11 protein-coding genes and 1 pseudogene are annotated in these 13,357 nt (G+C 61.4%); 7 read left to right on the forward strand and 5 right to left on the reverse strand.

From position 1 onward, the window contains the following. The first annotated feature begins 91 nt into the window (after positions 1-91). The 5 genes from PH552_RS32495 to PH552_RS32515 all read left to right on the forward strand — a co-directional run bounded on the left by PH552_RS32495 (position 92) and on the right by PH552_RS32515 (position 6,349). Positions 92-523 (forward strand): OsmC family protein, encoded by a 432-nt coding sequence (locus PH552_RS32495; RefSeq protein ID WP_104824404.1) that lies wholly within the window; start codon positions 92-94, stop codon positions 521-523. A 117-nt stretch (positions 524-640) separates the two neighbouring features. Next, a complete protein-coding gene (locus tag PH552_RS32500) occupies positions 641-1,120 on the forward strand; it encodes a hypothetical protein (protein WP_112341771.1) in 480 nt (159 codons plus the stop codon). 231 nt (positions 1,121-1,351) lie between these two features. Next, positions 1,352-1,960 (forward strand): TetR/AcrR family transcriptional regulator, encoded by a 609-nt coding sequence (locus PH552_RS32505; protein ID WP_183765746.1) that lies wholly within the window; start codon positions 1,352-1,354, stop codon positions 1,958-1,960. A 59-nt stretch (positions 1,961-2,019) separates the two neighbouring features. Beyond that, positions 2,020-3,168, forward strand: a complete 1,149-nt coding sequence (locus PH552_RS32510) for an efflux RND transporter periplasmic adaptor subunit (protein WP_183765749.1) — start codon at positions 2,020-2,022, stop codon at positions 3,166-3,168. Positions 3,169-3,190: 22 nt separating this feature from the next. After that, the gene (locus PH552_RS32515; protein WP_183765752.1) at positions 3,191-6,349 is read left to right on the forward strand and encodes an efflux RND transporter permease subunit; all 3,159 of its coding nucleotides are present in this window, start codon (positions 3,191-3,193) and stop codon (positions 6,347-6,349) included. Positions 6,350-6,406: 57 nt separating this feature from the next. Here the strand turns inward: PH552_RS32515 and PH552_RS32520 are convergent, their stop codons facing one another. From PH552_RS32520 to PH552_RS32535, 4 genes are all read right to left on the reverse strand, one after another. Further along, the gene (locus PH552_RS32520) at positions 6,407-7,150 is read right to left on the reverse strand and encodes a metallophosphoesterase (protein WP_183765755.1); all 744 of its coding nucleotides are present in this window, start codon (positions 7,148-7,150) and stop codon (positions 6,407-6,409) included. Between the two features lie 228 nt (positions 7,151-7,378). After that, positions 7,379-7,852 (reverse strand): VOC family protein, encoded by a 474-nt coding sequence (locus PH552_RS32525; RefSeq protein WP_112341775.1) that lies wholly within the window; start codon positions 7,850-7,852, stop codon positions 7,379-7,381. Positions 7,853-8,404: 552 nt separating this feature from the next. Continuing rightward, positions 8,405-9,421, reverse strand: coding sequence for a 4-hydroxythreonine-4-phosphate dehydrogenase PdxA (gene pdxA / locus PH552_RS32530; RefSeq protein WP_113249509.1), 1,017 nt, complete (start codon positions 9,419-9,421; stop codon positions 8,405-8,407). Continuing rightward, complete coding sequence (locus PH552_RS32535; protein ID WP_183765758.1) at positions 9,418-10,602, reverse strand: four-carbon acid sugar kinase family protein; 1,185 nt, start codon at positions 10,600-10,602, stop codon at positions 9,418-9,420. Before PH552_RS32535 ends, pdxA begins: the two co-directional genes overlap by 4 nt. A 464-nt stretch (positions 10,603-11,066) precedes the next feature. On the opposite strand from PH552_RS32535, the gene PH552_RS32540 reads away from it, so the two are divergent. Next, complete coding sequence (locus PH552_RS32540) at positions 11,067-11,414, forward strand: CAP-Gly domain-containing protein (protein ID WP_112341783.1); 348 nt, start codon at positions 11,067-11,069, stop codon at positions 11,412-11,414. A gap of 35 nt (positions 11,415-11,449) precedes the next feature. On the opposite strand, the gene PH552_RS32545 is transcribed toward PH552_RS32540, so the two are convergent. Further along, entirely contained in the window at positions 11,450-12,514 is a 1,065-nt protein-coding gene (locus tag PH552_RS32545; RefSeq protein ID WP_183765761.1) for a D-alanine--D-alanine ligase family protein, read from the reverse strand. Positions 12,515-12,882: 368 nt separating this feature from the next. On the opposite strand from PH552_RS32545, the pseudogene PH552_RS32550 reads away from it, so the two are divergent. Then, positions 12,883-13,357, forward strand: a pseudogene (locus PH552_RS32550) (IS5 family transposase); the annotation flags it as partial.

The following is a 13,357-nucleotide window of genomic DNA, read 5'->3' on the forward strand; positions in this document are numbered from 1 at the left end:
TGGCGGTGCAGGTGGCCAAGCCGCTTGCCGTCGATCATCACGGGGAGGCGGCTTCCGCTCCCTAATTTCATTCAACGACAAGGAGGACGACATGCAGATCAATCGTACAGGTTCGGCTCAATGGTCAGGCGGTTTGAAGGACGGCAAGGGTCAAATCTCGACGCAAAGCGGTGCGCTCAATCATTATCCCTACGGCTTTGCCAGCCGTTTCGAAGGCGTTCCCGGCACCAATCCGGAAGAGCTGATCGGTGCTGCGCATGCCGGCTGCTTCACCATGGCCTTGTCGCTGATCCTCAATGAAGCCGGCTTCACTGCCGAAAGCATGGAGACGACGGCGAAGGTCACGCTTGAAAGCGTCGAAGGCGGCTTCGCCATCACCGCGATCCATCTGACGCTGACGGGCAAGGTTCCCGGCGCCGACGAAGCGACCTTCACCGAGCTCGCCAACAAGGCGAAAGCCGGTTGCCCGGTTTCCAAGGCGCTTGCCTCCGTTCCGATTTCCCTGGAAGTTCACGCCGCCTAGGCCGCAATTTCAGGTTTATGCGTCGCGCTAGCTGGCGCGGCGCGTTTCGTATATATTCCGCATCCGGGCATTGGGCTGTCATTTCCATTGAAATGCGGTGCTCACGGAGAGAGGCGAATGTCTGGAATTCTCTTGATTCATGTTGTCATAAGCTTGATTGCCATCATGAGCGGCATTGTCGTGGCCTATGGATTTCTCGTGGGCAACCGTCACAATCGGTCGACGCTCGTCTATATGCTGACCACCGTTCTCACCAGTCTGACGGGTTTTCTATTTCCATTTCACGGCGTCACGCCGGCGATCATCGTCGGGACTGTCTGTCTTCTCATCTTCATTCCGACGGCGCTGGCGCGCTACAGGTTTCATCTTGCAGGTATCTGGCGTCCCGTCTTCGTGATCGGCGCTCTGGTGCTGCTCTTCTTCAACTGTCTCGTGCTGATCGTTCAGTCGTTCCAGAAGATACCGGTGCTCAACGCGCTGGCGCCGAATGGCAACGAGCCGCCGATATTAGCCGCGCAGGTGGTGCTGCTGGTGGTGATCGTGTTCGTCGGCTTTTTCAGCCTTCGCCGCTTTCATCCGACGCTTATCGGCGCCTGAGCAGGCGACTTTCGCCGCTGCGATAAAATGCCGGACACTTTCGCTGCGTTCCGCGAGGAACGTTGTCGATGATTTAACTCTTGTTTCAAGTTGTTCGGCGCATTCTCGGTTTATTGAATAGCATCCGAAAACCGCCTGTGGGTTGCAGGCGGTTTTCTTGACATCGGCGCTCTGATGGTTTACGAGTGACGAAAATTGAAAATCGTCACTCGTAAACCATCAGGCTTGCTCATGCTCGACCTTTCCGACGTCAGCGCCGATCCTGCCCGCCAGGAAAACATCACCCGCATTCTCGATGCCGCCGAAAAGCTGTTTCGCCACTATGGCTACAGCAAGACGAACGTGGCCGACATTGCGCGCGATCTCGGCATGTCAACGGCGAATATCTACCGATTCTTCGGTTCCAAGACGGAAATCCATCAGGCTATCTGTGGGCGGATGCTCGGCCAGAGCTACCAGATGGCCCTTGGTATCCGCAATCAGCCGATCAGCGCGACCGAGCGGCTGCGGGCTTACGCGCTATCCCAGTACAAGATGATACTGGAGACCATGCTGGATGAGCAGAAGGTTCACGAGATGGTCATCGTCGCCATCGAGCGCGACTGGCATGTCATCGAAAAGCATATCGAGCGTACGCAGGCGCTGGTCGCCGAGATCATCGCCGAGGGCATCGCTGCCGGCGAATTCGCCGAACAGGATCCGCATCTTGCCGCCAAATGCTTCGCTGCGACGACCGTCGATCTCTGTCATCCGCAGATGGTGGCACAGTGCCTTGCCAAATCCTACCAGGCGGATCCCGAAGATATCATCGCGTTCGTCATTAGGGCTTTGAAGAAATAACAATGCGCATCCGGGTGCCCGGCGTGCTCTTACTCTTTGTTCGACTTTAGGAGAGCGACATGGTTTCGCTGACGACCAACACTTTACGGACCATTGCCGGCGCGGCTCTTTTTGCCGCTTTCGGGCTTGGGCTTGCGGGCTGCAATGAGAAGAAAGAGGAGACGGCGGAGGTGATCCGGCCGGTGAAGGTCGTCGAGATCGCTCAGGCTGATACAACGCGCAAACTCGATTATTCCGGCGTCGTTCGCGCGCGGACGGACATGAATCTCGGCTTTCGCGTCAACGGTAAGATCGTCGAGCGCAAGGTGGATATCGGCCAGAGGGTAAAACCCGGCGATGTGATCGCCCGCATGGACGCCACCGACTATATTCTTGCGGTGCGCCGCTCGCAGGCCGATCTGGATGCGGCGGAAAAACAGGTGCAGACGACCGAGCTCGCCCGCACGCGTGCACGGACGCTCTTCGACAAGAATGTCACCTCCAAGTCGCAGCTCGAACAGGCGGAGCTTTCCTATGAGCAGGCCGTCTCGACCCGGGATTCCGCGGCTTCGGCATTGACCGAGGCGAAGAACCAGGTCGCCTATGCCGACCTGACCGCGGACATGAGCGGTATCGTGACTGCGATCAATGCCGATGTTGGCCAGGTGGTCAGTTCCGGCACGCCCGTCATCACCGTTGCTGTCGATGGCGAGAAGGAAGTGCAGGTTGCCGTGCCGGAAATGGATATCGCGCAATTCAAGGTCGGCAAGGACGTCAAGGCACGCTTCTGGTCCGACTCGGCTCTCGTCCTGGATGGAAAGGTGCGCGAAGTATCGGGCAGCGCCGACCAGTCGCGCACCTTCGCGGTGCGCGTGAGCCTGCCGAACGATCCGCGCGTGCTGCTCGGCATGACCGCGACCATCGAAGCGCTCGCCGGCAATACGCAGCCCTATGTGTCCATTCCGCTGAGCGCGCTTGCGCAAAAGGACGGACAGCAGATCGTCTGGATTGTCGATCGGAGCGGAGGCACGGTCCATTCCCGTGCCATCAAGGTTGTCGATTTCGCCGATGACGGCGTAAGGGTTGCCGATGGCCTGAAGGCCGGCGATGTCGTCATTGCCGCCGGCACGCAGTTCATGACCGAGAACATGAAGGTCAAGCTTCCGAGCGCTGGCGCTCAGCAGGCCTCCGCAGACACCAAAGCCGCCTCGGCGGATATCGTACGCTGACCCGGATCGAGGGGACGAGATCATGTCCATCAACAGCACCTCCGGCGAGAGGAAGCGTTTCAACCTGTCGCGCTGGGCGATCGCCCATCCAAGCATCGCTCGTTTTCTGTTCGGGCTCATCATCATCGCCGGCGCGCTCGGTCTCACCCATATGGGCCAGAAGGAAGATCCGGATTTCACCTTCCGCGTCATGGTCGTGCAGACTGTCTGGCCGGGCGCCTCGCTGCAGGACATGGAAGACCAGGTGGTCAACAAGATCGAGCGCAAGCTGCAGGAAACGCCGCATCTCGATTGGGTCAAATCCTACACTCGCGCCGGCTTTGCCATCACCACCATCCAGATCAAGGGCGACACTAACACCGCCGAGGTGAAGGACGCCTTCTACCAGATCCGCAAGAAGGTGGGCGATATCGGCAACGAGCTGCCGTCCGGCCTGCTCGGTCCCTATTTCAACGATGAATTCGGCGATACTTTCATCACGCTGCATTCGATCAGCGGCGACGGCTACACCTATCCGGAGCTGAAGAAATTCGCCATCCAGGCCCGTGACATGCTGCTCTCGACGCCCGGCGTCGAGAAGGCCACCATCATCGGCGACCAGGCGGAGCAGATCTATATCGACGTCTCCTCCAAGGTCCTGGCCGAGCGTGGATTGACGCTCAACGACCTGAGGAACGCCATTATCGGCCAGAATAATGTCGATCCGGCCGGCACCGTCGATACCAGCACCCGCTCTGTGCGCATCTCGGTCGAGGGTGACGTCAACAAGATCGAGGATATCAAGAACCTGCGGCTCAACGCCGGCGGCCAGGTGACCCGTCTCGGCGATATCGCCACCGTCACCGCCGGGCTGCAGGACCCCTATACCGCCAAGTTCCTCTTCAACGGCCATCCAAGCGTGCAGCTCGGCGTCGTCATGGCTCCTGGCTTCAAGGTGACCGATGTCGGCAAATCCATTGAGGAAACCTATAAGCGCTTCGAAGCCTCGCTGCCGGTCGGCGTTCAGGTCGATCAGATCGCCAACCAGCCAGACGTCGTCACCGACGCGATCAGCGAATTCATGCATGCGCTGGGCGAAGCGCTCGTCATCGTGCTGATCGTCTCGTTCCTCTCGATCGGCTGGCGTTCCGGCCTCGTGATCGCCATCGCCATTCCGCTGGTGCTGGCCGCGACCTTCGCCATCATGTACGAGTTCGGCATCGACCTGCAGCGCATTTCGCTCGGCGCGCTCATCATCGCGCTCGGCCTGCTTGTTGATGACGCCATGATCGTGGTCGAGCTCATGGAGCGCAAGCTGGAAGAGGGGCTCGTAAAGCTCGATGCCGCGAGCTTCGCCTATTCCTCGACCGCCTTCCCGATGCTGACGGGCACGCTGATCACCACAGCCGGCTTCATCCCGGTAGGCTTTGCGGCATCGACGGCCGGGGAATATGTCCGCACGCTGTTCTACGTCGTCGGCATCGCGCTCGTGGTCTCCTGGTTCGTGGCCGTCTATTTCACGCCATGGCTCGGCTACATGATCCTCAAGCAGCGCCACCATGCCGGCGAGCATCATGATGTGTTCGACACGCGCTTCTATCGCCGCCTGCGGTCGTCGGTCACCTGGGCCGTACGCCACCGCGTCATCGTGCTGCTCCTGACGCTTGCCGCCTTCGTCGGCAGCCTGTGGTCGTTCCAGTTCATTCCGCAGAACTTCTTCCCGCAGTCGTCGCGTCCGGAAATTCTCGTCGACCTGTGGCTGCCCGAGGGCACCAGCATCAAGGAAGTCGAACGGCAGGCGCAGGCGCTGGAAGCCCGCATGGCCGATGATCCGGACAAGCGCTTCATCGCTACCTATGTCGGCCAGGGCGCGCCACGCTTCTTCCTGCCGCTCGATCAGCAGCTCACCAACCCGAACTATGCCCAGATGCTTGTCATGGCCAAGGACGAGCCGGCCCGCGAGCGGCTGATCGCCAAGATGCGCGGCATCCTGGCGGCGGATTTCCCCTCCGTCCGTGGTAAGGTCGACCGCCTGTTCCTCGGTCCGCCCACCGGCTGGCCCGTGCAGCTGCGCGTCATGGGTCCCGACCGGCAGGAGGTTCGCCGTATAGCCGACGAGGTGAAGCAGCGCTTTGCCCAGAACCCGCTGCTCGGCGCCATCCATGACGACTGGCTCGAGCCTGTGCCGGCCATGAAGCTGGTGATCGATCAGGATCGCGCCCGCGCTCTCGGCGTCACCTCGCAGCGCATCCGCCAGATGCTGCAGGCCACGATGTCCGGTGTCACGCTCGACAATTATCGCGAAGGCGAAGAAACTGTCGGGATCGTCGCCCGCGAGCCGGACGCGAGCCGTCACCTGCTGACCTCGGTGAATTCGGTCTATATCCCGACCGATAGCGGCGGCTTCGTGCCGCTCTCGCAGGTCGCCAAGATCGTGCCCGTGATGGAGCAAGGCATAGAATGGCGCCGTGACCGCCTTCCGACCATCAGCGTGCGGGCGACCCTGCCCGACAATGTGCAGTCGAACGACGTGACGGCCAAGCTCTACAACGACATGGCTGATCTGAGGAGCAGCCTGCCGGCCGGCTACAAGATCGAGATCCAGGGCGGCGCCGAGGACAGCGCCGAAAGCCAGGCCTCGATCGCCGCCAAGGCGCCGATCATGCTCGTCATCATCGTCGTGCTCCTGATGGCGCAGCTGCAGCACTTCGGCAAGGCGATGCTGGTGCTCGCCACCGGCCCGCTCGGCATCATCGGTGCCGCCGGTGCCCTCCTGATCAGCGGCGCGCCCTTCGGCTTCGTCGCGATCCTCGGCGTCATCGCGCTGCTCGGCATCATCATCCGCAACTCGATCATCCTCGTCGACCAGATCGACCAGGATATCGCGGCGGGCATGGATCGGAAGGAGGCGATCATCGGCTCGGCCGTGCGTCGTTTCCGGCCGATCATGCTGACGGCGCTGACGGCCGTGCTGGCGCTGATCCCGATTTCGCGCGGCGTCTTCTGGGGACCGCTCGCCTACGCCATGATGGGCGGCATTCTGGTCGCGACCGTGCTGACGATCTTTGTCCTGCCTGCCGGCTATGCCCTGTTCTTCGGTCGCGAGCCCAAGAGCAAGTCGGTCGAGCCGCCGGCCAAGGAGCGGGCCGACGAGGAGGAGCAGAATACGATCCAGCTGCCGCCGGCCGTGGCCGCGGAGTAAAAGATCTGAAAGAAACAAATATCCCGGCTTTCGAGCCGGGATATTTGTTTGAGCCGTTCAGATCGATAGCAGGATCGTGTGTTTACCTTCGGCGATCTTCAGGATCGTCAGGCTTCCGCCCATGGAGACTGCCGTGTCGATGCCGATGCGGCCCGAGCCGAACGTGGGGCGCGAATGCGGTGTGTGACCGTGGACCACCAGCAGCGGCAATTGCGGTCCTTCCGACAGGAAGGGTTCGCGGATCCACATCAGGTCTTCATCCGTCTGATAGCTTAAGGGAATGCCGGGCTTGATGCCGGCATGGACGAAGAGCGTCGAGCCGAACGTGACGGCTACCGCCAATGAACGCAGCAGATCGACATGCGCCGGCGGCATGGCGCTGAGCGTCATGTCGCGCAATTGCTGGACGCTATAGCCAAGGTCGAAAAGAACATGCCGGGCATCGATGCCATAGGAGGCGAGCGTCGGCAGCGCGCCGAATTCGAGCCAATGGATGTTGGTATCGGGATCATCGAGAAAGCGCAGGAAGACATCGTCGTGATTGCCGCAAAGCGCATAGCGGTCGAAGCCTTCCGGCGGCGGCGCGCTGAGATGGGCCAGCACGTCACTGGAGCGCGGGCCGCGATCGACATAATCGCCGAGAAACAGCAGGAGCTTTCGGCCGGGAAGGGTGCGGGCGTCGGCAATGATACGCCTTTCAGCCTCCGCCATCTCGTCGTGGCAGCCATGGATGTCGCTCAGCGCATAGATCGCGGTATAATCCCGTCCCGTGAGATCGATGCGGTTCCGTTGCTGCTGCATGAAATCGACCGTTCCCCGCCGGGTCGTGCCTGAACGGCCGCGGCAGTCCAATTGCCTGAAATAGTGTCGAGAAACCCGCTTTCGGCGAGTCCTTATAGGACGGTATTCCAAGCATGGACCTGCCGCAAGTCTTACGAGCACAGGCATTGGTCTGAACCGCTGAAATTGCAGGGAATTTCAGAACGCCGTCGGAAACCTCGCCCATGACGCGATCTCCAGAACGATCGCTCAACCGCGATAGGCGGCCTCGAGCCCGGCAATGTCGAGTTTGACCATGCCCATCCAGGCTCGCATGACGCGAGCGGCCTTTGCCGGATCCGGATCGGCGATATACTTGCGGAGCACCGCCGGCACGACCTGCCAGTAGACGCCATAGCGATCCGTCACCCAACCGCATTCCACCGGCGCGCCGCCATCGACAAGGCCGTCCCAAAGGCGGTCGACCTCAGCCTGGTCGGCGCAATCCACCTCCAGCGAGATCGCATGATTATATTCGATGCGGTCGCCGCCGTTCAGTGCCATGAAGCGCTGGCCGGCGAGCGTGAAGGTGACGACCAGAACCTCATCGGGTTTGCCGGAGGGCATGTCGACAATATTCTTCTGCACATGATCGATCCGGGAATCGGGGAAGAGCGAGACATAGAAATTCGCAGCTTCCTCGGCTTCCCGCGCAAACCACAGGCATGGGGCAATCTTGGACATTGGGTGTTCCTCTCTCGAATGGACTTCTCTAGCTAAGCTGCCGGAGGACGTCTGAGGAAACAGGATGCCGACACCGAGCTTTGAAAAATGCCTTTCAACGCGATGCGGGCGGGTAGAATTGTCTTTTAGATATCGATTGTGAACTCGCGGAGGGCGCCGCTGTCCCCCTTCTCCCCAGCGGGGAGAAGGTGCCGCCAGGCGGATGAGGGGGTGCCCGCCAAGGCCACTAAAATCCATGAATTCAAATAGATAACCCCCTCATCCGACCCTTCGGGCCACCTTCTCCCCAAGGGGAGAAGGAGCTTACGGTGCTCGTCCGCCTCCATATGCGATAGCCCTGCCACAAGGGGGGAGATTGGTCACTCGCTGCACCTTCCTGCCTCAAGCAAGCATTAAACTTGCTGATTCCTGTGTTCCTGTTGTTTTAGCTGAAACGGAGCGACATACTCCCAGCGATCTCCCCCCATGTGGGGGAGATGTCCCGAGAGGGACAGAGGGGGGTATTAGCGGTGCGATAGGCGAGAAAGGTATTTGGCCGATGCGACACCAAGCTCAATCGCTCGTCGCCAGCCTCTCCGCGAATTCGATCGCCTCGATCAGGCTGCGCTCATTGGCGATGCCCTTGCCGGCGATGTCGAAGGCGGTGCCGTGGTCGACCGAGGTGCGCACGATCGGCAGGCCGAGCGTGATGTTGACGCCGGAAAGATCCATCCATTTGCCCGTCGCGGGATCGATCTCGAAGCCGAGCAGCTTGACCGGGATATGGCCCTGATCGTGATACATGGCGATGACGGCGTCATACTGGCCGGCGCGCAGCTTGACGAAGACGGTGTCGCCGGGAACGGGACCGACGATATCGAGCCCGTCGGACACCGCCCTGGCGATGGTGGGCGCGGAGATATCGATATCCTGCCGGCCGAAGAGGCCGCCTTCGCCGGCATGCGGATTGAGCGCCGCCACCGCGATCTTCGGGCTGGTTATGCCGAGATTCCTGAGCGCCTTGTGGGTGAGGTCGATCACGAGGCGCAGCCGCTCGGGCGTCAGGCGCTTCGGCACATCCTCGAGTGCGACATGGGTGGTGACGTGGCTGACGCGCATATTGCCATGGGCGAGCATCATCACGGAGCCGCGCGCGCCGGTGAGCTCGGCCAAAAGCTCGGTATGACCGGCATAATGGAAGCCAGCCTTGTTCAGTGCTTCCTTGTTGAGCGGCGCGGTGACGATGCCGCCGACCTTGCCTGACAGCGCCAGCTGAACGCCCTTTTCGATCGCCTTGAACGCCATGCGGCCGCCATCGGCGGAAAGCCGGCCCGGCAGGATCGGCTCTCCCTCGGCATCGGCCTGGATGAAGCAGAGGTTCGGCCAATCGGCCTCCATCTGCACGTCCGGAATTTCGATATCGAGGCCAAGCTGTTGCTCGGCAAGCCGCAGGGCAGGGCCGCTGCCGATAATGGTCAGCTTCAGCTTACCTTCATCGAGCCTATCTTTGAGTCGTGCTGCAGCCTTGACGATGATTTCCGGGCCGATGCCGGCGGGATCGCCCATGGTGATCGCTAAGTGCCGCGTCATGGTTCTTCTCCTCCGGCAATCAGCCCGTTTTCACTTAAGAGATCGCGCCACAGGGTGGGGCCGCCGAATGCACCTGATTTCGAGATGACAGTGGTGCCTTGCCAGGGGCCGTCGACGATCGTGGAGCGCGGCAGGCCCGGCGCTGCCTGGCCGGTGATGCTGAGCGCTGACACGTCGAGCGCCGAGCACAGGTTTCGCAGGGTCTCGCCGCCGGCGACGATCAATGTGCCCGGGGCGGGCAATGCCCTGGCCATGCGGCCGAAGGTGGTCGCGATCCGCCTTGCAGCATCGTCGCGTTCAAGCCCTGTCGGCAGGTCGAGGCTGACCATGGCGACGCCGCTTTGCCGGATTTGATGATCGACGGTTTTGGCATCAGCATCTTCGCCAAGCTTCAGCCAGTTGGGACCGCAGGCCTGGAGTTGCGCCAGGGTGATCGGCTGGTCCGAGCCGAACAGGCCGAGCACCGGCCGTTGCAGCCGGCGCGAGATGGGAACGGAGGGGGCCGGATGGCGTTCGCCTGCGTCTCTTTCGGCGTGGGGCAGAAGCTGCGTTGCCAACTCGATATTGCGTGCGAGAGCACGGGCGAGCCCGCCGGTGCCGCTCCAGAGAACCGGCCCCTCCAGCCGCGAGGACACCCATGCGATGATGGCATCGAGATCGTCATCCGTATGCGCATCGAAAACATGGATGCCATCCGGAATGTGCTTGCCTTCGAGGCTACCAAGCGTCGTGTTGAAGGCCGGCAATCCCTCGGCGCGCAAATGGGTCACGAGATCGCCGCTGACATCGCGCCAGGCGTCCTTGCCGGCATAAAGCACCTGCCGCCCGCCCTTCGTGTGCCGTCCGTGATGCGGGAAGGCTGGCGCCAGAATGCAATGCCGCCAATAGCCGAGCCGGAAGCAGGCAGCCAATTCCGCCGCCCAGGGGCCGCGAAACAGGCTATCCACCTTCTTGAAGGCGAGATCGGCCCCCTGCAGCAGCGGTGCAATGCCGCCGACGATTGCTTCCGCCTCGGTGGCTGTCTTCTCGCGGGTGCCGCTATCGATCGCCAGGCAATCCGGCAGCTTGTTGGAAAGCGCATCGCTGCGCTCGACCGCGATTGGCCCGTAGACACCGACGAATTCGACGGCGGTATCGAGCGCGCCCGTGAGGTCATCAGCAATGAGGCGGAGAGTGGGCATGAACTTTAGGAGCCTTCAGCGGCCTTGCGGGTAGCGGATATCGGAGTGGACGGGAGACCTTGCGGCGGCTCGGACGAAGCGCAATCTTCAGCCTTCCATTAGGGATGTCAACGGGTTGCTTTGTCACCGTTTCATGTCGGGCCATGGCATATGGAGCAGGCAGGTGCCGCATGTACCTTCTCCCCTCGGGGAGAAGGTGGCCCGAAGGGTCGGATGAGGGGGCGATTGAACCGAATCCGAGAATTTCGTGCTTCCGGCAAATCCCCCTCATCCCCCTGTCGGGACCTTCTCCCCGAGGGGAGAAGGAGGGTGCGCGACAACGATCTCACCCCATATGCAATTGCCCCGCCGTTTCATTGATCGCGGCTGCGACGCCGGCCCGCGTTTACTCGACTGTGCATATGCGGCTATGCTTGTATCTCAACCACGCGGCGGATCGCTTCAGTCGCGTCAAGGAGGGCAGGGTGAGCTACGATTTCCATGTGGGCCAGAAGGTCGTCTGCATCGACGATACGTTCAAGCATGTCAGCATCGATCAGCTGATCCGCAAGGGAACGATCTACACCATCCGCTGGGTCGGCGAGTACACGCATTATGTCGACGGCACCTTCATCGGCGTGAAGCTCGAGGAGATCCATCGCGGTAATGATGACGGCCCGGAAGGCTATGGCGCCGCCGACATGCCCTATCGCGCCAGCCGCTTCCGTCCACTGGTGAAGGACAAGATCGCTTCGCTCAGAAAGCTGCTCGCGCCGACGCCGGATGCGCCCGCCGAGCCGAAGGTGAAGACCAGGAAAAAAGAAAAGGTCTGACGGCAGGCGGCATCGGAGCCTGCCGCCGCTATGGATCAGGCCTGCCGCGCCCGCGCAAGCCCGTGCTCGATCAGCCGGCTGACAAGCTCCGGATAGGAAATGCCCGAGGCTCCCATGGCCTTGGGATACATGCTGATATTGGTGAAGCCGGGCATGGTGTTGATCTCGTTGATGACGACGCTGCCATCCGGCGCTAAAAAGAAATCGACGCGCGCCAGCCCTTCGCATCCGAGCGCGCGAAAGCCATCCGCTGCCATGCGCTTCAGCATGTCTGCCGTATCAGCCGGAATATCCGCCGGCACGGTGACGACGGCGCCGTTCTGGTCGAGATATTTTGCCTCGTAGGAATAGAAGCCGTGCGTCGCGGCCGTCGCGATCTCGCCCGGCACGGAGACGAAGAGCGAGCCGTCAGGCTCTTCCAGCACGGCGCATTCGATCTCGCGGGCGCGCACGAATTCTTCCACCAGCACCTTGCGGTCATGCCGGAAGGCTTCGGTGAGCGCGCTCTCGAACCCTTTGGCATCCTGCACCTTGCTGACGCCGACCGACGAGCCCTGGCGCGTGGGTTTGACGAAGACGGGCGAGCCGAGCGTGGCTGCGATCTCATCGAAATCTGGCTTGTCGCCACGCGTCAGTGTGACCGAGCGGGCCACCGGCAGGCCGGCCTCGCGCAGCAGGCGCTTTGCCATATCCTTGTCGATCGCATTGGCCGAGCCGAGAATGCCGCAGCCGACGAGGGGCAGGCCGATGATCTGGGCAAGGCCCTGAATGGAGCCATCCTCGCCGTTCAGCCCATGCAGCACCGGAAACAGCACGTCGACCGCAGGCAGCTCGCGGGCGCCTGCCCCTTCCAGCGCCATCAGCCGGCCCTTGCCGCCCGGAACCAGGCAGACTTGCCGGCCCTCATAGGCAACCGGCTCCGGCAGCGCGCCGCCCTTTTCCTCCACCAGCAGCCAGCGCCCGGCGCGATCGATCAGGATCGGCACGATCTCATATCTGCCGCCATCGATCGCCTTGACGACATTGCGGGCCGACATGACGGAAACCTCATGCTCGCTGGACTGACCGCCAAACAGAACGGCGACGCGTAGTTTCGACATCGAGGCTTTTCTCCCGGGCCAGGTTGGAGGTGATGGTGGGAGAAGGGTTTAAACGGGAGATTGCAGCGGAATTGGGGAGGATCACGCTTAGGGCGCCTTTCACGAAGAACATCTTCGTCCGCTTCGACAGTTACGACGATAAGGACATTCTCGACCTTAAGGCGGACCTCAACCAGCACGTTGTTTCGTCGGAGTGAAGTCTTGGGATTGAGGTCTGTCGCGATCTCATTAGCCTTTCTGGCGTTGTGCTGGCAGGGCTTTGTAAGCAAGTCGTTGAACAGGTTAGCGGGACTACGGCGTAAACTCATAAAATTGCTTGTCGTTTATGGTCGGCTCTGATTCAAGGCTTCCAACTACGGAGGCCTTTGATGACGCGTCGCCGCTACGAACTTACCGAGCATGAATGGTCGATCATATCGCCGTTGTTGCCCAACAAGCCCCGCGGTGTTCCCCGCGTGGATGACCGGCGGGTGCTGAACGGTATCCTTTGGCGGTTCCGGACAGGTTCGCCCTGGGCGGAAGTCCCGGAGCGCTATGGCCCGCCGACCACCTGCTACAACCACTTCGTGCGCTGGCGCAAAGCCGGAGTATGGGATCGGCTTCTCGAAGCAGTCTCGGCCGCCTACGATGGTGACATCGTCATGATCGACTCGACCTGTGTCCGCGTTCATCAGCATGCGGCCACGGGAAAAAAGGGGATGGAGATGATGGCGGCATGGGACGTTCCCGCGGCGGACTTACGAGCAAAATCCACGCGCTCGTCGATGCCGAAGGTCGCCCCGTCAACCTTCGTCTGACCGGTGGGCAGGTCGCCGACTGTACCCAGGCCGACGCGTTGACGGA

Source organism: Rhizobium aureum (assembly GCF_030182495.1).
GTDB classification, from domain to species: Bacteria; Pseudomonadota; Alphaproteobacteria; order Rhizobiales; family Rhizobiaceae; genus Rhizobium; species Rhizobium tropici_C.